Source organism: Diaphorobacter oryzae DSM 22780, assembly GCF_059568935.1.
This window is the reverse complement of the sequence record NZ_JCANUL010000008.1, coordinates 116,704-139,409: the sequence shown is the minus strand read 5'-3', so window position 1 is coordinate 139,409 and position 22,706 is coordinate 116,704. Positions and strand designations below refer to the sequence as shown.

Annotated in this window: 19 protein-coding genes; 7 read left to right on the top strand and 12 right to left on the bottom strand. The window is 70.8% G+C overall.

All coding sequences use genetic code 11. The features are described from left to right. The first annotated feature begins 45 nt into the window (after window positions 1-45). Entirely contained in the window at window positions 46-420 is a 375-nt protein-coding gene (locus tag BP68_RS13865) for a YgiW/YdeI family stress tolerance OB fold protein (RefSeq protein ID WP_496372722.1), read from the top strand. Between the two features lie 24 nt (window positions 421-444). Here the strand turns inward: BP68_RS13865 and BP68_RS13860 are convergent, their stop codons facing one another. After that, entirely contained in the window at window positions 445-1,779 is a 1,335-nt protein-coding gene (locus BP68_RS13860) for a branched-chain amino acid ABC transporter substrate-binding protein (protein ID WP_496372720.1), read from the bottom strand. Window positions 1,780-1,839: 60 nt separating this feature from the next. After that, window positions 1,840-2,571 carry a DUF2242 domain-containing protein gene (locus tag BP68_RS13855; RefSeq protein WP_496372718.1) on the bottom strand — a complete coding sequence of 244 codons (732 nt, stop codon included), beginning with the start codon at window positions 2,569-2,571 and terminating at the stop codon, window positions 1,840-1,842. Between the two features lie 193 nt (window positions 2,572-2,764). Between BP68_RS13855 and BP68_RS13850 the strand changes: the two genes are divergently transcribed. After that, window positions 2,765-3,142: an Hsp20/alpha crystallin family protein gene (locus tag BP68_RS13850; protein WP_496372754.1), complete on the top strand. Its 378-nt coding sequence runs from the start codon at window positions 2,765-2,767 to the stop codon at window positions 3,140-3,142. A 121-nt stretch (window positions 3,143-3,263) separates the two neighbouring features. Here BP68_RS13850 and BP68_RS13845 read toward each other — a convergent pair whose 3' ends face one another. The 8 genes from BP68_RS13845 to BP68_RS13810 form a co-directional block, all read right to left on the bottom strand. Then, entirely contained in the window at window positions 3,264-4,472 is a 1,209-nt protein-coding gene (locus BP68_RS13845; protein WP_496372752.1) for an ABC transporter permease, read from the bottom strand. Next, the gene (locus BP68_RS13840; RefSeq protein WP_496372716.1) at window positions 4,472-5,248 is read right to left on the bottom strand and encodes an ABC transporter ATP-binding protein; all 777 of its coding nucleotides are present in this window, start codon (window positions 5,246-5,248) and stop codon (window positions 4,472-4,474) included. Before BP68_RS13840 ends, BP68_RS13845 begins: the two co-directional genes overlap by 1 nt. Then, window positions 5,245-6,621, bottom strand: a complete 1,377-nt coding sequence (locus tag BP68_RS13835; protein ID WP_496372714.1) for an efflux RND transporter periplasmic adaptor subunit — start codon at window positions 6,619-6,621, stop codon at window positions 5,245-5,247. Before BP68_RS13835 ends, BP68_RS13840 begins: the two co-directional genes overlap by 4 nt. Before the next feature lie 63 nt (window positions 6,622-6,684). Then, window positions 6,685-8,109 (bottom strand): efflux transporter outer membrane subunit, encoded by a 1,425-nt coding sequence (locus BP68_RS13830; protein WP_496372712.1) that lies wholly within the window; start codon window positions 8,107-8,109, stop codon window positions 6,685-6,687. Window positions 8,110-8,314: 205 nt separating this feature from the next. Beyond that, window positions 8,315-9,361, bottom strand: a complete 1,047-nt coding sequence (tsaD, locus tag BP68_RS13825; protein WP_496372710.1) for a tRNA (adenosine(37)-N6)-threonylcarbamoyltransferase complex transferase subunit TsaD — start codon at window positions 9,359-9,361, stop codon at window positions 8,315-8,317. Between the two features lie 61 nt (window positions 9,362-9,422). Further along, window positions 9,423-10,616 (bottom strand): branched-chain amino acid ABC transporter substrate-binding protein, encoded by a 1,194-nt coding sequence (locus BP68_RS13820; RefSeq protein WP_496372708.1) that lies wholly within the window; start codon window positions 10,614-10,616, stop codon window positions 9,423-9,425. A gap of 84 nt (window positions 10,617-10,700) precedes the next feature. Then, window positions 10,701-11,138 (bottom strand): CBS domain-containing protein, encoded by a 438-nt coding sequence (locus BP68_RS13815; RefSeq protein WP_496372706.1) that lies wholly within the window; start codon window positions 11,136-11,138, stop codon window positions 10,701-10,703. 175 nt (window positions 11,139-11,313) lie between these two features. Further along, complete coding sequence (locus BP68_RS13810; RefSeq protein WP_496372704.1) at window positions 11,314-11,982, bottom strand: DUF937 domain-containing protein; 669 nt, start codon at window positions 11,980-11,982, stop codon at window positions 11,314-11,316. A gap of 418 nt (window positions 11,983-12,400) precedes the next feature. On the opposite strand from BP68_RS13810, the gene BP68_RS13805 reads away from it, so the two are divergent. From BP68_RS13805 to BP68_RS13795, 3 genes are read left to right on the top strand one after another with little or no spacing between them, the layout of a single operon-like run. Next, complete coding sequence (locus BP68_RS13805) at window positions 12,401-13,717, top strand: efflux RND transporter periplasmic adaptor subunit (protein WP_496372702.1); 1,317 nt, start codon at window positions 12,401-12,403, stop codon at window positions 13,715-13,717. 18 nt (window positions 13,718-13,735) lie between these two features. Further along, complete coding sequence (locus tag BP68_RS13800) at window positions 13,736-16,903, top strand: efflux RND transporter permease subunit (RefSeq protein ID WP_496372700.1); 3,168 nt, start codon at window positions 13,736-13,738, stop codon at window positions 16,901-16,903. Continuing rightward, entirely contained in the window at window positions 16,900-18,417 is a 1,518-nt protein-coding gene (locus tag BP68_RS13795; RefSeq protein ID WP_496372698.1) for an efflux transporter outer membrane subunit, read from the top strand. Before BP68_RS13800 ends, BP68_RS13795 begins: the two co-directional genes overlap by 4 nt. Before the next feature lie 96 nt (window positions 18,418-18,513). On the opposite strand, the gene BP68_RS13790 is transcribed toward BP68_RS13795, so the two are convergent. Beyond that, a complete protein-coding gene (locus BP68_RS13790) occupies window positions 18,514-20,172 on the bottom strand; it encodes a methyl-accepting chemotaxis protein (protein WP_496372696.1) in 1,659 nt (552 codons plus the stop codon). A 272-nt stretch (window positions 20,173-20,444) separates the two neighbouring features. Here BP68_RS13790 and ybiB point away from each other — a divergent pair, with 272 nt between their 5' ends. Together ybiB and cobA are read left to right on the top strand one after the other, a co-directional pair. Next, window positions 20,445-21,374 carry a DNA-binding protein YbiB gene (gene ybiB, locus BP68_RS13785; protein ID WP_496372694.1) on the top strand — a complete coding sequence of 310 codons (930 nt, stop codon included), beginning with the start codon at window positions 20,445-20,447 and terminating at the stop codon, window positions 21,372-21,374. Continuing rightward, entirely contained in the window at window positions 21,371-22,186 is an 816-nt protein-coding gene (gene cobA / locus BP68_RS13780; protein WP_496372692.1) for a uroporphyrinogen-III C-methyltransferase, read from the top strand. The genes ybiB and cobA overlap by 4 nt, the downstream gene beginning before the upstream one ends. A 21-nt stretch (window positions 22,187-22,207) precedes the next feature. Here cobA and BP68_RS13775 read toward each other — a convergent pair whose 3' ends face one another. After that, a complete protein-coding gene (locus BP68_RS13775; RefSeq protein ID WP_496372690.1) occupies window positions 22,208-22,693 on the bottom strand; it encodes an acyl-CoA thioesterase in 486 nt (161 codons plus the stop codon). Between the last annotated feature and the right edge of the window lie 13 nt (window positions 22,694-22,706).

Below are 22,706 nucleotides of genomic sequence, written 5' to 3'. Positions count from 1 at the left end.
CTCTTCAGAATCCAGGCCTTCACAACGCTCTTTGGAGGTCATGGCATGAAAGCCCTTTCCGCACTCATCGTCACAGCCGCACTGGCCGGCTCGGCCCTGGCCCAGGGTAGCGTCGGCCCGGCCGGCAGCACCGAGGCGCCGCGCGGCGGCTTCTCGGGCCCGGTGGCCGTGGTCACCGTGGAGCAAGCCAAGGCCCTGGCGGACGATGCGCCGGTCACGCTGCGCGGCACCATCGAACGCCACCTGGGCGGCGAGCGCTACCAGTTCAAGGATGCGAGCGGCACCATGGCGGTGGACATCGACCCACGCCGGTGGCAGGAGCAGTCCGTCTCCCCCACGGACATGGTGGAAATCCACGGCGAGGTCGAGAAGAAACGGCAGTCGACCGAGATCGAGGTGAAAAGCCTGCGCCGGCTCTGAGCCCTCCGGCTCGGAAGCGCTGCCTCAGAACCGCTGCATCTGGCAGCTCGTGGGCTGCGCCGCCTTGTCTGCCGCGATCTGCCGCACCACGCGAAAGCCGTAGCCCGAGCCTTCCACGTCGAAGGGCACGCCCGGCGCACCCAGCCGGTCCATCACGCCCACCACCAGCGACTGCTGGAACTGGTGGTCCTGCGCGCGCATGGCACCCGCCTGGCCGTGCAGGCGCACGCTGGCCTGCTCCAGCGCGCGGGCCACGGGCAGCGGTTCGGTGCTGCCGGCGCGCTCCAGGGCCTGGGCCAGCGACTCCACCATGAGCTGCATGCGCATGTGCACGTAGTCGTCCTGCGGCCTGGGAAAGCGCTCGCGGAAGGAGCGGTAGAAGGCCTCGCTGCCCTGCGTGGGCAGGTTGGGCAGCCAGTCGGCCACGGCCACCACCTTGCCCACGCCGGCCTCGCCCAGCGCCGCGGGCGCGCCCAGGGCGTTGCCGTAGAAGGTGTAGAACATGCCGTCGAAGCCCACCTCGCGCGCGGCCTTGACGAGCAGCGTGAGGTCGTTGCCCCAGTTGCCGGTGATGACGGCCTGCGCGCCGCTGGCCTTGATCTTCACGGCGTAGGGCGCGAAGTCCTTCACGCGGCCCACGGGGTGCAGCTCGTCGCCCACGATGGCAACGTCGGCCCGCTGCGCACCCAACTGGCGCCGCGCCTCGCGCAGCACGGCCTGGCCGAAGCTGTAGTCCTGGCCGATCAGGTACACGCTCTTGAGCGCCTGCTCCTCGCGGATCACGTCCATGAGCGCCGCCATGCGCATGTCGGCATGGGCGTCGAAGCGGAAATGCCAGAAGCTGCACTTCTCGTTGGTCAGGATGGGATCGACCGCCGAGTAGTTGAGGAAGACCACGCGCTTGGCGGGCTCGCGCTGGTTGTGCTTGTTGATGGCCTCGATGAGCACCGCTGCCGTGGCCGACGAATTGCCCTGCATGACGAAATGCGCGCCATCGTCGATGGCCGCGCGCAGCGCGGACAGCGCCTCCTCGTTCTGGCCCTTGCTGTCGTAGCGCATCAGCACCAGCGGCCGGGCGCCGCCGCCGGCCTGCGGCAGCCGCACCCCGCCGCGCGCGTTCACGCGCTCCATGGCCCAGACGATGTTGCGAAATACCGCCTCGCCGGTGTTGGCGAAGCTGCCTGACAGGCTTTCGATGAGCGCCACCTTGATGGGGGCGCCGGCGGGGGAAACGGCGGCGGGTGAGGCGGCTGGTGAGGCGGCGGCGGGCTGCGCCAGCGCGGAGCCGGCCCCGCCCGCTACGGCGCACAGAGCCGCAATCCAGGCGCGGGTGACCTGGCGGCGTGACAACTGGGACATGGGAATGGGGATGAGAAAAAGGGTTGCGGCCTGCAGGCGTACCGGGCGTGCCCGGCGTGCCTACTGGGCCATGAGTTGCTGGATGGTGGGCGGCACGCCCTCGCCCGGCGCATCCTCGCGCGCCGCCTCGGCGTGGGGCACCGCCTCGCGCTCCTGCAGGGGCAGCTGGGCGGCGGTGGCGGGCGGCGGCGCCTGCACACCCGCCGAAACCGGCGCCGGCGCCACGTCCACATAGCGGTCGAACAGCTGGAAGAAGCGCTCGTAGAACTGCGGGTCGGTGATGGTTTCGCTGCCCACCTTCACCAGGGTGTCATCGGTGGCCGAGACCGGCAGCGACACCGAGCCTATGCCCCCCACGCCCAGCGATGCCGAATTGTTGACCTTCTTGATCACATAGCGGTCCTGCAGCGCGCTGGCAAACGCCGAGGTGCGCGCATCGCCCTGCCCCTCGGCGGCGCAGACCACGCGCATCTCCACCTCGTAGTGGATGTCGGTGTGGGGCTGGTAGTACTTGCGCGCGGCCACCGTCTCGGCGGTGGCCGTGTGCACCAGGTAGCCCTGGCTCAGCAGCGCGCGGCGCGCGGCCTCGCAGGTGCGGGCCTGGGAAGCATCGATGTGCCGCGTGTGCATGCTGGCGCTGTCGAAGTCGTTCGGCGTGAACTGCAGGCCGCGCTCCAGCCCCGGCATGGCTTCGGGGATGCGCGCGCAGCCGGCCGCCAGCAGCGCGCAGGCCACCAGGCCGAGGCGGCGGCACCAGAAAACGGACAAGGGAAAGCGTGGAAATCGGGTCACGGGAGTCGGGCGGAAATAACCGGGCAGCACGCATTGTGAAGCCTCGGCGGTGCGCGGGCCGCGTAACCCATGCCCCCGCCATGCCCACAGGCCCGGCGCTTGACGGCTCTTGAAAAGCCTGCCGCCAGACGCATGTGCTGTCCATGCGGCCCGCAGACACCGGCCGCGCCCTTTCACACCTGGAGCCATGACCATGATTTTCGCCCCCGTGATCCGCCGCCATGCCTATGCCGCCCCGCGTGCCGCCGACATGGCGCTGCAGCGCTTCCTGCACAACGCGCTGGCCACGCCCGCAACGGCCGGCGTGCAGGTGCAACAGGACGACAAGGCCGTGACCCTGCAGCTCGACGTGCCCGGCCTGTCGCGCGAGCAGCTCGGCATCGCCATCGAGGGCAACCAGGTGCGCGTGACCAGCGCCGAGGGCGCGCCACGCCGCGTGCAGCGCGCGTGGGAGCTGGCGCAGGACATCGACGCGAGCGCCAGTTCGGCCCGGCTGGAGAACGGCGTGCTCACGCTGGTGCTCGCCAAGGCCGTCCCGGCCAGCCGCGCCACCACGCTGACGATCGACTGAGCCCACAGCCGCCTGCGGCGCAAGAAAGGGTGGCCACGCGGCCACCCTTTTTGCTATATAAAACATAGCTGCAAGCGCTTACCTATAAAGCGCCACAGGCATATTTGAATCAAAAACCCCGTCACTCGTGGCGCAGCGCCTCGATGGGGTCCATCCGCGCCGCGCGCCGTGCCGGGAAGAAGCCGAACAGCACGCCGATGCCGGCCGAGAACACGAAGGACAGCAGATTCACCCCGACGTGGAACACGTACGGAATCCCCATCACCTGCGCCAGCGCGATCGATGCGCCCGTGGCCAGCACGATGCCGATGAGCCCGCCCAGGGCGGCCAGCACCACGGCCTCGATGAGGAACTGCATCAGCACCTCGCGCTCCAGCGCGCCGATGGCCAGGCGCAGGCCGATCTCGCGCGTGCGCTCGGTCACGCTCACCAGCATGATGTTCATGATGCCGATGCCGCCCACCAGCAGGCTCACGGCCGCCACGGCGCCCAGCAGCGTGGTCATGACCCGCGTGGTGCCCGAAAACGTATCGGCCAGCTGCTTGGTGTCGAGCACGTTGAAGTTGTCGTCGTCGGTGTCGGCCAGCTTGCGCCGTTCGCGCAGCAGCTCGGTCAGAGCGGCCTTCACGCGCTCGGAGTCGCTGCCGTCCTTCATAGACACCAGCAGCGTGGGCACGCGCGTGGAGCCGGTCACGCGGCGCTGCAGCGTCTTGAGGGGCAGCAGCACCAGGTCGTCTTGGTCGTTGCCGAACGCGCCCTGCCCCTTGGAGGCCAGCACGCCCACCACCTCGCACGAGAACTGGCGCACGCGCACGCGCTCGCCCAGCACGTCGCCACCGCCGCCGAACAGCTCGCGGCGCACGGTCTGCCCGATCAGGCACACGGCGGCGCCCACGCGCTGCTCGTCGGTGGTGAACTCACGCCCGCTCGCCAGCGTCCAGTTGCCCGTCTGCAGCCAGGCATTGGTGCTGCCCATGACGCTGGTGGCCCAGTTGCGCCCGTTGGCCACCACGGTGGCGCCGGTGCGCGCCTCGGGCGCCACGGCCAGGATGCCGCCGATCTGCTGGGCGATGGCGTCGGCGTCCACGTCCTTGAACGAGGGCGCGCCGCCGCTGCCGCCCGGCCCCATGCGCTGGCCCGGCCGCACCTGCAGCAAATTGGTGCCCAGGCTGGAGATCTGGGCCTGCACGGCCATCGTGGCGCCGTTGCCCAGCGTGACCATGGTGATCACCGCGCTCACGCCGATCACGATGCCCAGCACGGTGAGGAACGAGCGCAGCATGTTGCGCCGGATGGAGCGCAGCGCCTGCAGCAAAGAGTTGAGCAGCATCATGGCGCCGCCTCCTGCGCAGTCTGTTGCGCGTTCTGCGGTGCGCCCTGCTGCGCCAGCGCGCGCGGATGCGGGTTGCGCTGGTCGCTCTCGATGCGGCCGTCCACGAAGCGCACGATGCGCCGCGCGTACTGCGCCATGTCGGGCTCGTGCGTGACCATGATCACGGTGATGCCCTGCTCCACGTTCAGGCGCCACAGCAGCTCCATGATCTCGTGGCTGCGCTGCGTGTCCAGGTTGCCCGTGGGCTCGTCGGCCAGCAGCACCGTGGGCTCGGTGACGATGGCCCGCGCAATCGCCACGCGCTGCTGCTGCCCGCCCGACAGCTCGGACGGCAGGTGGTGCTCCCACCCCTGCAGGCCCACGGCCGCCAGCGCCCGGGCTGCGGCCGCGCGGCGGTCGGCCGCGGGCTCGCCGCGGTAGAGCAGCGGCAACTCGACATTCTCCTGCGCCGAGGTGCGTGCCAGCAGGTTGAAGCCCTGGAACACGAAACCCAGGAAGCGCCGCCGCAGCCGCGCGCGGTCGTCGCGCGACAGCGACTGCACGGGCATGCCGCGAAACAGGTAGGTGCCCGCGGTCGGCCGGTCCAGGCAGCCCAGCATGTTCATGGCCGTGGACTTGCCCGAGCCGCTGGGGCCCATGATGGCCACGAAGTCGCCGCTGGCGATGTCCAGGTCCACGCCCTTGAGCGCCTGAAAGGCCAGCGCCCCCTCGCCATACGCCTTGGTGACGCCGCGCAGGCGGATCAGCGGCACCGGATCGGCCGCTGTGGTCATGGCCGCGCCCCCGCCGCCAATTGGTCGGTGATGACCTGCATGCCGGGCTGCAGCCCCTCACCCTCCACCTCGGTCACGCGGCCGTCGCTGATGCCCACCTGCACGCGCATGGCCTGGGGCACGCCCTCCTGCAGCACCCAGATCTGGCGCTGCGGGCCCGCCCCCTTGGCCTCGCCCGTGCCGCGGCGCTGGCCCGAGGAACGCGGCATGCGCGGCATGAGCTGGGACATGATGCCGCCGCCCCCCGATGCCGCCGCGCCCTGGCCCGCGCCGCGCCCGCCCGCCGCTGCCTCGCCCGGGGCGCCGGCCGGCGTGAAGCGCAGCGCCGTGTTGGGCACGGTGAGCACGTCGTTGCGTTCGGTGGAGGTGATGGAGGCCGCCGCCGTCATGCCAGGGCGCAGACTCAGGTCGGCGTTGTCCACCTCCAGGTAGGTGATGTAGGTCACCACGTTGTCGGTCTTGGTAGAGCCGAAGGCCACGCGCGTGGTGCGCGCCGGGTAGCGCCGCGAGGGGTAGGCGCTGACGGTGAAGGTGGCCTTCTGCCCCGGCTGGACGGAGCCCACGTCGGCCTCGTCCACGTTCACCTCCAGGCGCAGCCGGGTCAAATCTTCGGCCAGCGTGAGCAGCGTCACGGCCTGCAGCGACGCGGCCACGGCGTTGCCCGGCTCCACCGCGCGCGACAGCACCACGCCGTCGATCGGCGAGCGGATGGAGGCCTTGGTGACATTGGTTTCGTCGGTGGCCAGGGCGGCCTTGGCGTCCTCCACGCTGGCGCGGGCGGCGGCCTCGTCGGCCTGCGCCCGCTCGTAGGCGGCGCGGCCCGCGTCCAGCTCCGCCGCCGACGGCACCTTGCCGCCGGACAGGCGCGCCACCTCTTCGAGCCGGTCCAGGCCGGCGCGCGCCTCCTTGGTGGTGGCCACCGTCTGGGCCAGCCGTGCCTGGGCCGAGGCCACGGAGGCGCGCGAACGCAGCACCTGCGAATCGAGCTTGGTGGTGTCCAGCACCACCAGCACCTGCCCCTTCTTGACCACGTCGTTCACATCCACCAGCACACGGCGCACCGTGCCCGACAGCTCGCTGCCGATGTTCACCGAGCGCGTGGGCTGCAGCGTGCCGTTGGCCGACACGGTGAGCGTGACCTGGCCGCGCTGCACCTCCTGGGTGACGTAGCGCGGCGCTGCCTGAGCGCGCTTTTGCGCCTGCCAATACCACCCGCCGCCCGCCACGGCCAGCAGCAGCAAGGCGACCAGCCACAGCGTGATGCTCTGCCACCAGCGGCGGCCCAGGCCGTCGCCCAGCAGGGCCTGCAGGTCCTGCGGCGCCGGCGCGGCGGGCGACGCGGTGGGGGATGTCTTCGGTTCTTGGTCTGTCATGGTTCGGGTCCGTGAATGCGTAGCGCCGTGGGGCTGCGGGTGCGGGTGCGGATGCGGGGCCGCTCAGGGCGCCTGCCAGCCGCCGCCCAGCGCCTTGTACAGGCGCACATGGCCGGTGCTGACGCTGGCCGCCGTGCTGGCCACGCCGTCCTGCGCCGACAGCAGCGTGCGCTGCGTGTCCAGCACCGTCTGGAAGTCCACCAGGCCGCTGGCGTACTGGTTCTGCGCCAGCAGGGCCGCGTTGCCCGCGGCCTCCGCCGCGGCGGTCAGGCGCTGCAGGCGCTCGCGGTCGCCGCGCAGCGCGACGAGGGCGTCCTCGACATCTTGGAGGGCGGTCAGCACCGCCTCCTCGTAGCCCGCGCGGGCCTGCTCCAGCGCGGCCTGCTGGGCCCGGACCTGGGCGCGCAGCGCGCCGCCGTCGAACACCGGCAGCGATACGCTGGCCAGCAGCGACGCCGCCGTGGCCCCGCCGCCCGTGAGCGCGCCCAGCGTGAGCGCGCGCAGGCCCAGCGTGCCGCCGATGCGCAGGCTGGGCAGGCGCTGGGCCTCGGCCTGCGCCACGCGCTCCCAGGCAGCGCGCACGCGCTGCTCGGCCTGGCGCACGTCGGGGCGCTGGCGCAGCGTGTCGGCCGGAAAGGCCAGGGCCAGATCGGCCGGCGGCTGCGGCACGGGCCCGCTGGCGGCCAGGGCCGCGTCCAGCGCCGCGGGCGGCTGGCCCGTGAGCACGGCCAGTGCGTGGCGCGACTGGGCCATGCCCGACTGCAGCGTGGGCAGTTGGGCCGCCGTCTGCTCCACGGCGCTGCGCGCCTGCTCCGCCGCCACGGAGCTGGTCAGCCCCGCCTGCACGCGCCACTGCGCGATCTGCGCGGTCTCGCGCTGCGTGTCCAGGTTGCGCGCGGCGATCTCCAGGCGCTGTTGCTGGCTGCGCAGGTTGACGTAGTTCACGGCCACCTCGGCCGCCAGCGCCACCTGGGCCGCGGCCAGGCCAGCCTCGGCCGCGCGCAGGTCCGCATCGCCGGCGCGCACGCCGCTGGCAATGCGGCCGAACAGGTCCGGCTCCCAGCTGGCATCCAGCCCCACCTGGAAGCTGTTGCCGGTGTTGCCGTTGCTGCGGCTGCGCTGCGCCGAGCCCGACGCGTCCACCGATGGCAGCAGGCCCGCCGCCTGCACGTCGCGCTGGGCGCGCGCGGCCTCCACGGCGGCGCGGGCGCTGCGCATGCCGGTATGGGCGCGCAGGGCCTGCTCGACCAGGCCCGTAAGCTGCGCGTCGCCCAGCTGCTGCCACCACTGTGCCAGGTCGGGCGCCGCGGCGTCCTCCGGTTGCGCCACGCCCTGCCCCGCCCAGATGGCAGGAACGGCCACTCCACTGTCCAGCGCCGGCGGCGGGTGCGTGGCGCAGCCAGCCAGCGCCAGCGCGGCCAGCAGCGCCGCCCCTGCGGGAGCGCGAAGCCGGGACGGGGGTGAGCAAAGGAGCGTTGCGGCAAACATGGCGCCAATTGTTACAGCGCTACTTGTCAGCCCCGCCTGCGCCCGATGAACTTTTGTAAAGACGGCATGGCGCATGCCCGAAAGGCGGAGCCGCAAAGCAGCGACGCGAAGCGGCCGGGCGCAAGCCGCCCCGGCGCCACTCAAAAACCATAGCTACCAGCGCTTTACGGGCAAGCGCTGGAGGTCATTTTGACCAATATCCGACTCAGGCCGCCGCGGTGATGGCGTCGAGCGGCCAGCGGGGCTTCACGTCGAAGGCGTAGTCGCGGTTGGCCTGCTGCTGTCCGGCCTGCAGGCGCATGGCGGCGGCCATGGCGATCATGGCGCCGTTGTCGGTGCACAGGTGCAGCTCCGGGTAGTGCACGCGCACCTTGGCTTGCGCGCAGGCCGCGTTGAGCTGCTCGCGCAGCAGCCGGTTGGCACCCACGCCGCCGGCCACCACCACGCGCTGCAGCCCCGTCTGCTTGAGCGCGGCCAGCGTCTTCTTCACCAGCACCTCCACGATGGCGGCCTGGGTGCTTGCGGCCAGGTCGGCCTTGCGCGTCTCCAGCTCCTCGCCCAGCTTCTTGGCCTGGGTGAGCACGGCCGTCTTCAGCCCGGCGAAGGAAAAATCCAGGTCGCCGCTGTGCAGCAGCGGCCGCGGCAGCTTGAAGGCCTTGGCGTCGCCCTGCTCGGCCAGGCGCGACAGCGCCGGCCCGCCGGGGTAGCCCAGACCCATGAGCTTGGCGGATTTGTCAAAGGCCTCGCCGGCCGCGTCGTCGATGGTCTCGCCCAGGATGGCGTACCGTCCCACGCCGTCCACGCGCATGAGCTGCGTGTGCCCGCCGGAGACCAGCAGCGCGACGAAGGGAAACTCGGGCGGGTCGCTGCTCAGGAAGGGCGACAGCAGGTGGCCCTCGAGGTGGTGCACACCCAGCACGGGCCTGTCCAGCGCCGCGCCCAGGGCGCAGGCCACGCCCGCGCCCACCAGCAGCGCACCCGCCAGACCGGGGCCGCGGGTGTAGGCCACCACGTCCACGGCATCCAGGCGCTCGCCGGCCTCGCGCAGGACCGTTTCCGTCAACGGCAGCACGCGGCGAATGTGGTCGCGGCTGGCCAGCTCGGGCACCACGCCGCCGTAGGCCTGGTGCATCTCGATCTGGCTGTGCAGCGCGTGCGCCAGCAGCGTGGGCACGGCGCCGCCCTCGGCGCGCACCAGGGCCACGCCGGTTTCGTCACAGGAAGATTCGATGCCCAGGATCAGCAGACTCATGCCCGCGAGTGTAGTGGCCGCCCCGGCGCCTTGCCGGGGCGGGGCTATCGCCAGCCTGCACTCACCAGCGGTCGGAACGCATGCGCAGTTCCCAGCTGGACTTGCGCAGCTCGTACACGCCCACGGCGCCGTAGCGCAGCTCGCCCTTGTCGTCCCAGGCCATGGTGCCGGTCACGGGCGCATAGCCGTTGATGCCGCGCAGCGCCTTGGTGATGTCCGCCGGCGCGGCGGAGCCGGCCTTCTTGATCGCCTCGCTGAGCACGTACATGGCATCGTAGGTGTAGTGGCCGCCGTAGGCCGGCGGCTTCTGGAAGGCCGCCGTGTACCGCTCCAGGAACTGCCGGCCGGTGGTGAACTCGGCCACGTCCAGCACGGGCGAGGTGGCGTAGATCTCGTCGATCAGGCCCATCCCCTTGGCCATGTCCACCGTCTTGACCAGGTCGCCGCCCAGCAGCGCCACGTCCGTGTGCCCGATCTTGCGCAGCTCCTGCGCCAGCGCCAGGGCCTGGAAGTCGTTGAGCATGCAGACGATGACGCGCACCTTGGCGTCCTTGAGCCGGGCCGCCAGCTCGGCAAAGGCCACGGTCTTGTCGTCGAAGCTCTGGCGCACGGCGATGTTCTTCTTGGCCGCCTTGAGCTGCTCGGCCGCCCCATCGGCCAGGCCCTTGCCGTAGGGCGAGCTGTCGTCCACCACGGCGTAGGCGTCGGCGTTGAGCTGCGAGGCCGCGAACGCGCCGATGGCGCGCGCCTGCAGCGAGTCGTTGGCCACGATGCGGAACGTGGTGGCCAGCCCCAGCTGGGTGATGCGGGGGTTGGTGGAGATGATGAGCTGCGGCACCTCCTTGGCCGCGTACAGCGGCGCGGTCTCGATGCTCACCCCCGAGTTCAGGTGGCCGATGACCGCCGCCACGCCGGAGTCCAGCAGCTGCTGCGCGGCCGCGCGGCCCGCCGCGGGGTCGGCGCGGTCGTCCTGCGCCACCACCTCCAGGGTCACGCGCTTGCCATCCACGTGGAAGCCCGTCTTGTTGATTTCGTCCACGGCCAGCTTCACGCCGTTGAGCAGGTCCTGCCCCAGGCCGGCCAGGGGGCCGGACAGCGGCTGCGCCACGCCGATCTTGATGGTGTCCGGCACCTTGCTGCAGCCGGTCAGCCAGCCGCTGGCCCCCAATGCCGCCAGCCCCAGCCCTGCCGAAAAACCGCGGCGGTTGATCTCATGTCCCACGCATGTCCCCTTGTCGATGATTGGTGCGCGCATGTTCGGCCATGCACCAACACCGACAACAGGGGGAATGCCCGCCCCGGGGGAAACCCGGGCGGCGCCGGCCCGCGGCTGGCCGCGTCACCGCACGCCGGTGATGTACAGCTCCATCTGCTCGATGATGAACTGCTGCTCCGAGATCACGCTCTTGACCAGGTCGCCGATGGACACCAGCCCCACCACGCGCCCGCCCTCCACCACCGGCAGGTGGCGCAGGCGGTTCTCGGTCATCAGCGCCATGCACTGCTCGCCGCTGTGCGTGGGGTGCACGAAGCGCACCGCACGCGTCATGACCTCGCTCACCGGCGTGTCGGCCGAGGCGCGGCCCATCAGCGCCACCTTGCGGGCGTAGTCGCGCTCGGTGAAGATGCCCGCGATCTGGTCGCCCTCCATCACCAGCACCGCGCCAATGCGGTTGGCGGCCATGCACTTCAGCGCGGTGAGCACGGTGTCCGACGGCGCGATGGTGTGCACCTGTCCGTCGGCCTTGTTTCTGAGGATTTCTGCAACAGTCGTCATGGCGGCCTCCCAGGCTGTGAAGTGGAACGAAACCGAAGCTCGCCCACAGTTTCCGCCGAACCGGTGCCGGTGCGCAACCGGGGCCGGTCCTTATTGCAACAGGCCGCCGCGGCGCCCATGGGCCGGACGTGCGCAGCTATGGAATCGGAAGCCCCGGGGGACTGCCCCCCGCCCCTCAGCGCCGCCCGCCGAGCAGGCTGCCGCCAATCTTGAGCAGGTCGCCCAGGCCCACCTGGCCGTCGCCGTCCTGGTCCAGCAGGCTGCCCAGCAGATCGCCGCCAGGCGCACCCTGGCGCTGGGCGCTGGCGCGCTCCTGGCCCAGCATCTGGCCCAGGCCGCCCGCGTCCATGCCGCTGGCGTTCACGCGCTGCGCCAGGAAGGACATGACGATGGGCGCCAGCATCTGCAGCAGCTGGCCGGCATTGGCACCCAGGCCCGTGGCCTGGCCCAGGCCGGATTCGGCGCGCTCGCGGCCACCGCCGAAGATGTGACCCAGGATGGCCGCACCCGCGTCGCCGCCCGCCGGGCCCGCGGAAGATGCCCCGCCGCCGCCGAGCACGGAGCCCAGCAGGCCGCCGAGATCCAGGCCGCCCAGGCCCAGCGCCTGCTGCGGCGCGGCGGGCGCGTGGTCGCGCTGCAACGCACCGAACAGGGATTGCGCACCCTGCGCGTCCTGCGCGTTGCGGCCCATGGCGCCCAGCAGCAGCGGCAGGGCCATTTCCACGGCGCTGCGCGCCTGCGCCGGGTCGGTGCCCAGCTGCTGGGCGATCTGCTGCAGCGGCGCGCCCTGCAGCTGTTGCAGCAGCTGTTCGGCCAGCAGGGGGGAGGATGCGGAGGTGTTCATGGCAGTGTTCCTTCGGTCGATGCGGCCCACCGGGCCGCCCAGCCGCACATGGTAGGGCCGCCCATGCCGCGGCGCGTGGCAACCCATTGCCCTGCAACGGAAATTGACAATCCGGGGCAGCGGCGTGTCGGCATACAGCTACTCATTTTATAGCACTTTACGCTTGATACATAAGCTTAAACACCGTTTTTTGCCTAAAAGAATGTGACACCCCCTCTGCCCGGCCCACGGCGTGCAACGGCCATGTAAAGAAGCATGAAGAATTGCGCCGGCCAAGACAGGCCCGGCGGCGATGTGCGACAGTCCGGCGTTGCCCCGCGGCCACGCCCCGTCGCGGTGGCGCGTCCGTCGAACCTCTGCCTTCGCCCCCGGCGGCGAAGACAATGCCTGCCATCCTCAGAAATTGCGCTCCGCCCCCATGACCTCCGCGACCTGCGACCGCCCCACACCGCCGCCCCCGCACCGCCACACCCCCCTCTGCCACGCCTTCCGGCCCGGTGCCATGGCGTCCAGGCTGGCGGCCCTGGGACTGGCGCTGGGCCTGGCGGCCTGCGGCGACAGGGGCGCCCAGCCCGCCCCGCAGCAGGGGCCGGCGCAGGTCGGCGTGGTCACCCTGCAGCCGCAGCAGCAGCAACTGGACGCCACGCTGCCGGGGCGCACCCGCGCCTACCTGAGCGCCGAGGTGCGCCCGCAGGTCTCAGGCATAGTGCAGCAGCGCCTGTTCACCGAGGGTGCCACCGTCCGCAAGGGACAGGCTCTCTACCAATTGGACGACCGCTCGCTGCGCGCCACCGAGGCCAGTGCCACGGCCGTGCTGGCCAAGGCCGAGGCCAGCGCCCGCACGCTGGAGAGCACGGCACAGCGCAATGCCGAGCTGGTGAAGATCGACGCCATCAGCCGCCAGGTCCATGACGAGAGCCAGGCCGCCGCCGCCCAGGCGCGTGCCGAGGTGGGCGTGGCGCGCGCCAGCCTGGAGACGGCGCGCATCAACCTGCGCTACAGCCGCATCGAGGCACCCATCGCCGGACGCATCAGCCTGTCCAGCGTCACGCCCGGCGCGCTGGTGACGGCCAACCAGGCCAACGCGCTCACCACCATCGTGCAGCTGGACCCGATGTACGTGGACTTCACGCAGTCCAGCACCGACCTGGTGCAGCTCAAGCGGGACTGGGAAGCCGGCCGCTACCAGAAGGTGAACGGCGACCAGATGCGCGTGCGCATCCGCCTGGACGACGGCAGCGACTACGCGCACGAAGGCCGGCTGCAGTTCGCCGGCATGATTGTCAACGACACCACGGGCACCGTGACGCTGCGCGCCGTGGTGCCCAACCCCGACGGCGTGCTCATGCCCGGTATGTACGTGCAGGCGCTGCTGCCCACGGGCCTGGCCAGCGACGCCCTGCTGATCCCGCAGCAGTCGGTGAGCCGCGACCTCACGGGCCGCGCCAGCGTGCTGGTCGTGAACGCCGACGACGTGATCGAGAAGCGCCCGGTGGAGCTGGCGCGCGCGCTGGGCAGCCGCTGGCTGGTGGACAGCGGGCTGCGCGCCGGCGAGCGCATCGTGGTGGACGGCTTCCAGCGCGCCAAGCCCGGCGACAAGGTCAGCCCGCAGGCGGTGGACCTGAACGCCAGGAAGGGCGGCTCCGCCGTGCGCGCGGCCCCCGAGGACGGCATGCGACCCGCCCCCGGCCAGAGCGCGGACATCGCCGCCCCGCGGGCCGGCGCCTCCCGGTAAGCACGGGAGCAGGCACACATGGCCCAGTTCTTCATCAACCGGCCCATCTTCGCGTGGGTGCTGTCCATCATCATCATGCTGGCGGGCGGCCTGGCGATCTTCACGCTGCCGCTGGAGCAGTACCCCGACATCGCGCCGCCGCGCGTGAGCATCTCGGCCCAGTACACGGGCGCCTCGGCCGAGACGGTGGAAAACTCGGTGACGCAGATCATCGAGCAGCAGCTCAAGGGCATCGACAACATGATCTACATGAGCTCGACGTCCGACGCGTCGGGCCGCTCGGCCACCACCCTCACCTTCGCGCCCGGCACCAACATCGACGTGGCCCAGGTGCAGGTGCAAAACAAGCTGCAGTCGGCCATGAACCGCCTGCCCGAGGCCGTGAAGAGCCGCGGCGTGTTCGTCAACAAGGGCGGGCAGGACTACCTGGTCACCTACAGCTTCTTCTCCAACGACCCGAACATGACGGCGGTGGACGTGGGCGACTACCTGAACGCCAACCTGGTGGACATCATCGGCCGCCTGGACGGCGTGGGCGACATCCGCGTGTTCGGCACCTTCTATGCCATGCGCATCTGGATGGACCCGGCCCGGATGGAGAAATTCCAGCTCATGCCGTCGGACATCATCGGTGCGCTCAACACGCAGAACGCGCAGGTGTCCGCGGGCCAGCTGGGCGCGCTGCCCGCCGTGCCCGACCAGCAGCTGAACGCCACCATCACCGCACGCACCAAGCTGCAGACGGTGCAGGAGTTTGAGGACATCGTGCTCAAGACCGCCACCGACGGCTCGGTGGTCACGATCAAGGACGTGGCGCGGGTGGAACTGGGCCCCGACAACCTGTCGGTGAAGGCCAAGCTCAACGGCCGGCCCGGCGCGGGCATGGGCATCGTGCTGGCCGATGGCGCCAACGCCATGGCCGTGTCGGACGCCGTGGCGGCCAAGCTGGCCGAGCTCAAGCCCTATTTCCCCAACGAGATCGACTACTTCGTCAGCTCGGACTCCACGCCCTTCGTGCGCGCCTCGATCAAGGAGGTGGTGACCGCGCTGGGCGAGGCCATGGTGCTGGTGGTGATCGTGATGTTCATCTTCCTGCAGAACTTCCGCGCCACGCTGATCCCCGCCATCGCCGTGCCCGTGGTGCTGCTGGGCACCTTCGGCGTGCTGGCCGCGGCGGGCTATTCGATCAACACGCTGACCATGTTCGGCCTGGTGCTGGCCATCGGCCTGCTGGTGGACGACGCCATCGTCGTGGTGGAGAACGTGGAGCGCGTGATGCACGAGACCGGCCTGCCCCCGAAGGAGGCCACGCGCCAGTCCATGCGCGAGATCACGCCCGCGCTGATCGGCATCGGCGTCACGCTGTCGGCCGTGTTCGTGCCCATGGCGTTCTTCGGCGGCTCCACGGGCGTGATCTACCGCCAGTTCTCCATCACCATCGTGGCGGCCATGGCGCTGTCGGTGTTCGTGGCCCTCACGCTCACGCCGGCGCTGTGCGCCAGCATTCTCAAGGCGCCGGCCCACATGGGGCACCAGCCCCGCGTCCGCCGCGGGCTGCTGGGCCTGAGCGACCGCTTCTTCGTCGGATTCAACCGGCGCTTCGAGGCCAACACCCTGCGCTACCAAAGCGGCGTGGCCTGGATGCTGCACCGCGCCAAGCGCATGATGCTGATCTTTGCCGCCATCTGCCTGGCCGTGTGGTGGATCATCGGCCGCGTGCCCACCTCGTTCCTGCCCGAGGAGGACCAGGGCTACATCCTGGCCAGCATCAACCTGCCGGCGGGCGCCACCGACGCCCGGCTGCAGGACGCGCTGGACCAAGTAAACCAGTATTTCCGCGGCGTGCCCGAGGTCATCAGCTTCAACCAGGTCTCGGGCCTGAGCGGCGACCAAAGCTCGGCCCGAGCCTTCATCCGCCTCAAGCCCTGGGACGAGCGCCCCCTGGCCAGCCAGTCGGCGGCGGCCATCGCCCACCAGGCCACCCAGGAGCTGGCAAAGATCCGCGATGCGCGCATCTTCGTGTCACCGCCGCCCGCCGTGCGCGGCCTGGGCTCGAACGCGGGCTTCAACTTCATGCTCAAGGACATCAACGGCCTGGGCCACGACGCCCTGCTGGCCGCCAAGGACCGGTTCCTGGCCGAGGCGCGCAAGCGCCCCGAGCTGACCAGCCTGCGCAGCACCAACCTGGACGACGCCACCGAGCTGCGCCTGGACATCGACGACCGCAAGGCCGCCGCGCTGGGGCTGAGCTACGACGCCATCAACAGCGTGCTCTCCAGCAGCATGGGCGGCACCTACGTGAACGACTTCCTCAACAACGGCCGCGTCAAGCGCGTCTACATCCAGGGCGACGCGCCGCACCGCATGCTGCCGCAGGACATCGGCAAGTGGACCGTGCGCAACAAGAACGGCGAGATGGTGCCATTCGCCGCCTTCTCCAAGGCGCACTGGGCCTATGGCTCGCCGCAGCTCATGCGCTACAACGGCGCGCCCGCCTACGAGATCGTGGGCAGCGCCGCGCCGGGCGTGAGCTCCGGCGTGGCCATGAAGATCGCCGAGGACATCCTCCAGGGCATGCCCGCCGGCATCGCCTACGAGTGGACCGGCGCCTCGCTGCAGGAGCGCCAGTCGGGCGCGCAGGCGCCGCTGCTCTACGCCATCTCCATCCTGTTCGTGTTCCTGTGCCTGGCGGCGCTGTACGAGAGCTGGACCGTGCCCGTCTCGGTGATGCTGGCCGTGCCGCTGGGCGTGCTGGGCGCGCTGCTGGCCACCTGGACGCGCGGCCTGGCCAACGACGTGTACTTTCAGGTGGGCCTGATCACCACCGTGGGCCTGGCCTCGAAAAACGCCATCCTGATCGTGGAGTTCGCGGTGCAGCTGCAGGAGCGGGGCAAGCCACTGTTCGATGCCACGCTGGAGGCCGTGCGCATGCGCCTGCGCCCCATCCTCATGACCTCGCTGGCGTTCGGCTTCGGCGTGGTGCCGCTGGCCATCGGCACGGGCGCGGGCGCGGGCGGGCGCAACGCCATCGGCACGGCCGTGCTGGGCGGCACCGTGGCCTCCACGGTGCTGGGCATCTTCATGGTGCCCGTGTTCTTCCTGCTGATCCGCAGCTGGTTCAAGAGCCGCTCGCGCCACGACGAGCCCGCGCCGCAATCGCCCCACCACCCGGAGAGCGCCGCATGAAGCGCCAGGCCCTGACATTCCCCCGCCTTCCCCACGCCTTGCGCCCCGCGCCGCTGGCCGCGCTGGCATGCGCCCTGCTGGCCGGCTGCAACCTCGCGCCGCGCTACCAGGCCCCGGCCCTGCCCGTGCCCGAGGCCGTCGCGCCCGCCCTGCCCGTGCCCGCCACCACGGGCGGCGTGCCGCTGGGTGCGGACGGCCCCATGCAGTGGCAGAGCTTCGTGCAGGAGCCGCGCCTGCGCGATCTGGTCGCGCTGGCCCTGGCCCACAACCGCGACCTGCGCGTGGCCGTGCTGGCCATCGAGAAGGCCCGCGCCCAGTACGGCGTGACCCAGGCCGACCGCTTCCCCACGGTGAACGCCACGGGCGCCGGCACGCGTAGCCGCACGGCCGACGACCTGACCACCGCGGGCCGCGCCAACACCACCGGCCAGTACAGCGCCACGCTGGGCTTCAGCAGCTACGAGATCGACTTCTTCGGCCGCGTGCGCAACCTGAACGATGCCGCGCTGCAGGAGTTTCTGCGCGTGGCCGAGAACCAGCGCAGCGTACAGCTGAGCCTGGTGGCCGAGGTCGTCGGCGCCTGGCTCACGCTCGACGCCGACGCCCAGCGCCTGCAGCTGGCGCGCGAGACGCTGCGCACCCGCCAGCAGGCGCTGGATCTCACCCGCCGCAGCCACGCGCTGGGCGCCACCTCGGGCCTGGTGCTGGCGCAGGCCCAGTCCACGGCCGACACCGCGCGCGTGGATGCGGCCGCCTTTGCCGCGCAGGTGGCGCGCAGCCGCCATGCGCTGGCCCTGCTGGCCGGCGCCCCGGTGCCCGACGCCTTGCTGCCGGCCAATGCGGCGGCCGCCGCCACGCCGGGCGCGCAGGCGCAGCCCACCGCCCCGGCCCCGGCCACGGCGCTGCTCGCCCTGCCCGCAGACCTGCCCTCTTCCGTGCTGCTGCGCCGGCCGGACGTGCGCGCGGCCGAGCATGCGCTGCAGGGCAGCCATGCCAACATCGGCGCGGCCCGCGCGGCCTTCTTTCCGTCGATCACGCTCACGGCCTCGGTGGGCACGGCCAGCCAGGCGCTGTCGGGCCTGTTCGATGCCGGCAACGGCACCTGGGCCTTCGCGCCGCAAATCCGCCTGCCGCTCTTTGACGCCGGCCGCAACCAGGCCCAGCTGCGCGTGGCCGAGACCACGCGCGACACCGCCGTCGCCCAGTACGAGAAGGCCATCCAGTCCGCCTTCCGCGAGGTGGCGGACGCGCTGGCCGAGCGCGCCACGCTGGACGAGCGCCTGGCCGCGCAGCGCTCGCTGGTCGATGCCAGCCAGCGCATGCTGGAGCTGTCGGACGCGCGCTTTCGCCTGGGCGCCGACAGCTACCTCGCCGTGCTGGATGCGCAGCGCTCGCTCTACGCGGCGCAGCAGGCGCAGATCGCGCTGCAACTGGCCGAGCAGGTGAACCGCGTCACGCTCTACAAGGTGCTGGGCGGCCAGTGGGCGGATGGCGCAGCAGGCCCCGGCGCATGATGTAATGCTATTATTTTAATAGCTATTTGCGCTTGATACACGGACGTTAGAGCCATTTTGGCACCCATCCGGGGCGCCGCGATGTGCGCCCGGTCGTCAGGCTGCGGTCAATGCGGGCCGCAGGCGCGCCGCCTGTGTCTTCATGGCGCGGCGCAGCGCCACCGCATCGGGCGCGGCGGCGGCCTGCGACGCGCCCTGGAGGCGGAACACCTGCACGGTTTCGGCCACGGTCTGGGCCTGGGCCTGCAAGGCCATGGCCGAGGCCGCGTTCTGCTCCACCAGCGCCGCGTTCTGCTGCGTGATGGTGTCCAGGTGCGCCACGGCCGCGTTGACCTGCGAGATGCCGCTGAGCTGTTCGTTCGAGGCGCTGTGGATCTCGCCGATCAGCATGTTCACGCGGCGCACCAGGCCCAGCGATTCGGCCATGGTCTTTTGCGCCATGTCGGTTTTCTGGTTGCCCTCGTGCACCTTCGCGGCCGAATCGTCGATGAGCTGGCGAATCTCCTTGGCCGCCGCCAGCGTGCGGTGCGAAAGGCTGCGCACCTCGGCCGCCACCACGGCGAAGCCGCGCCCCTGGTCACCCGCCCGCGCCGCCTCCACGGCCGCGTTGAGCGCGAGGATGTTGGTCTGGAAGGCAATGCTGTCGATGAGCTGCGTGATCTCGCCGATGCGGCCCGAGGCCGCCTGGATCTGCTTCATGGTGTCGGCCACTCCGTCCACCGCGTCGCTGCTGCGCTCGGCCACGTGGGTGGCCTGCGTGGCCAGTTCGGTGGCCTGGCGCGCCGAGTCCGCCGTCTGCTTGACGGTGCCGGTGATCTGCTCCATCGACGCGGCGGTCTGCTCTAGGTTGCTGGCCTGGGTCTCGGTACGCTCGGACAGGTCCTGGTTACCCTGGGCAATCTCGCGCGTGGAGACGCGCATCTTGTCGCTCTCGTCGCGCGCGTCGCGCACGATGGACAGCAGGTTCACGTTGAGCTGGGCCAGGGCCTTCTCCAGGTCGCCCACCACCCCCTGGCGCGTGACCTGGATGGTCTGCGTCAGGTCGCCCGCCGCGAGCCGGTTGGCCGTGCGCACCATTTGCGTGAGCGGGGCCACCGTGAGCCCGTAGGCATAGCCCACGGCCAGCGCGGCGACCGCGCAGGCCGCCAGCCAGGCCAGGCCAGCCCACAGGCCCAGGCTCTGCCCGCCCACCGTGGCGGCCGCGAAGGCCGCCGCCAGCACCACCAGGAAGACCAGGCCCAGCTTGCCCTGCTGCCCCAGGCTCACCAGCGCGCCCACGCGGCCCCAGAGGTGGTTCTTGACCAGACGGCCCGCGCGCAGCACGTGGACCTGGCGGCCCGCCTCCTTCTCGGCGCGCATGGTCTGGTACAGGCGCTCGGCCGCCTGGATCTGCTCGCGCGTGGCCTCGGTGCGCACCGACATGTAGCCCGAGGGCTGGTCGTCCTCCATGAGCGGGGTGACGTTGGCCATCACCCAGTAGTAGTCGCCGTTCTGGCGCCGATTCTTCACGGGCGCGGACCAGGGCAGCCCGCTGGAGATGGTCTGCCACATGTCGCGGAAGGCCTCCTCGGGCATGTCGGGGTGCCGGATCATGTTGTGGGGCTGGCCCAGCAGGTCCTCTCGTTCGTAACCGCTGACCTCGATGAACATCGGGTTGCAGTAGAGGATGCGGCCCTTGAGGTCCGTGGTGGACACCAGGGTCTGGCCCTTGGGGAACTGGTATTCGCGCGTACTGACAGGCAGATTCACTCGCATGGCGATCCCTCCAGAAGAGTCCCAGCGCCTCTCAGCAGTCAACCGCTGCGAGCCGCGTACGTGACCTGGCTCGCATATTAGGCGCGTTTTTCACTATTGTTAACATTTTTTGTGACGGAGATACATTCCTCTGCGTACCGCCCGCCGAAGCAGCCAGAGCCTTGGCGCCGGCGATGTGACGCGGCACTCCGTACGGCACACATATATAACGGACAGTTATCAAGCATGCCGGAGAATATGCACAGCCAGTTTTCCAACCCAGCCACGTCATCATGGGCATCAGCCAGTACATCAAGGAAATCGGCCGCGGCGCACGCGGCGCCAAGGCGCTGGACCGCGCGCAGGCGGCCGATCTGTTCGGCCAGGTGCTCGATGGGCGGGTGACCGACCTGGAGATCGGCGCCTTCTGCGTGGCCATGCGCATCAAGGGCGAGACGGCCGAGGAGATGTGCGGCTTTCTGGACGCGGTGCACGCGCGCATCGCCGCCTTTCCCGCCTGCGCGGGCGGCCGGCCGCTCATCGTGCTGCCCAGCTACAACGGCGCGCGCAAACTGCCGGTGCTCACGCCGCTGCTGGCGCTGCTGCTGGCGCGCGAAGGCCTGCCCGTGCTGCTGCACGGCATGCGCACCGAGGCGCGCCGCATATTGGCATCAGAAGTGCTTGAAGCGCTTTATATACAAGCGCTAGCAGCTCCTCAAACAATAGCAACCGGCAGCATTGCCCATGTGTGCACCAAGGTGTTGCACCCCGGCCTTGCGCGCCTGCTTGCGGTGCGCGAGACCATTGGCCTGCGCAACCCCGGCCACAGCGTCGCCAAGCTGCTGAACCCCTGCACCGGCCCGGCACTGGTGGTGACGAGCTACACCCACCCCGAATACTTCGACATGCTGTGCACCACCTTCACCGCCATGGGCATGCACGCGCTGCTGTCACGCGGGCTGGAGGGCGAGGTGGCCACCGACCCGCGCCGCACGCCACGCTATGACGGCTTCGTGGCCGGCGCGCACCGGCTGCTGGAAGAGCAGCAGCCCGGCACGGCCAGCGAGGTGCCCGGCCTGCCGGAGCAGATCGACGTGGCCGGCACCGCCGCATACACCCGCCGGGTGCTGGCGGGTGATGCGCCCGTGCCCGCGGCCCTGCAGCGGCAGGTGGAACATATCTTGCGCTTGAGCCGTCAGATCACTGCGGAGGCCACGCCATGACCGGACCGACCACTCCTTCCCACACCGGCAGCTGCACCCTGGTGGGCGCCGGCCCGGGCGACCCGGACCTGCTCACCCTCAAGGCCATGAAGGCGATCCAGGCGGCCACCGTGCTGCTGGTGGACGACCTGGTGAGCGACGCCATCGTGGCCCTGGCCCCGGCCAGCGCGCGCGTGGTGCACGTGGGCAAGCGCGGCGGCTGCAAGAGCACGCCGCAGGCCTTCATCGAAAAGCTCATGGTCATGGCCGTGCACGAGGGCGAGAACGTGGTGCGCCTCAAGGGCGGCGACCCCTTCATCTTCGGCCGCGGCGGCGAAGAGGTGGAGCATCTGCGCGCCGCCGGCATCGACGTGCAGGTGGTCAACGGCATCACGGCGGGCCTGGCCGGCATGACGCTGCTGGGCGCGCCACTCACGCACCGCGAACATGCCCACGGCGTGGTCTTCATCACCGGGCACAACAAGCCCGAGGACACGGGCACCGACTGGCGCCAGCTCGCCGCCACGGCGCGCGACGCGCGCCTCACGCTCGTGATCTACATGGGCATGGCGAGTTGCGCCCACATCCAGCGGGAGCTGATGACCGGCCTGCCCGCACACACCCCGGTGGCGGTGATCCAGCATGTGAGCCTGCCGCAGCAACGCCATGCGCTCACCACGCTGGGGGCGCTGCAGGACACCATCGAGCGCGAGCGGCTCGGCAGCCCCTCGGTGATCGTGATCGGCGACGTGGTGCGCGGCATCGGCGCCGTAGCGCAAGCCCAGGGCGGCGCCCTGCCCGCGCCCGCCAGACGCGAGGCGGGCGGGCGGTAAGCCGCGCCCAATGCAGAGGCCTCAGGCCGCCATGCACAAGGGCTGCAAGGCCTCGCGCAGCCGCTGCGGCAGGGGCCTGGGCCGCCGGTCATCCCGCCCCACATACACATGCACGAAATGGCCGCAGGCCGCGCTCATGGCCTCGCCCTGCGCGAACAGGCCCACCTCGTAGCGCACGCTGCTCTCGCCCAGCCGCGCCACGCGTAGGCCCGCGTCAATGGTCTGCGGAAAGGCCAGCGGGGCGAAATAGTTGCACTGCGTCTCGATCACCAGGCCGATGGTGTCGCTTTGGTGGATGTCCAGCGCGCCCCGCTCGATCAGATAGGCATTCACGGCCGTGTCGAACCAGCTGTAGTACACGACATTGTTCACATGGCCATAGATGTCGTTGTCCATCCAGCGCGTGCCGATGAGGCGAAAGGCGCGGTACGCCGCCCTGGGCTGCGGCACGGGGCGCGGCGGCGCAGGAGCGGCGGCAGGGCGCGTGGAGGCATGGGGTGCATTCATGGGCCTGGGATTT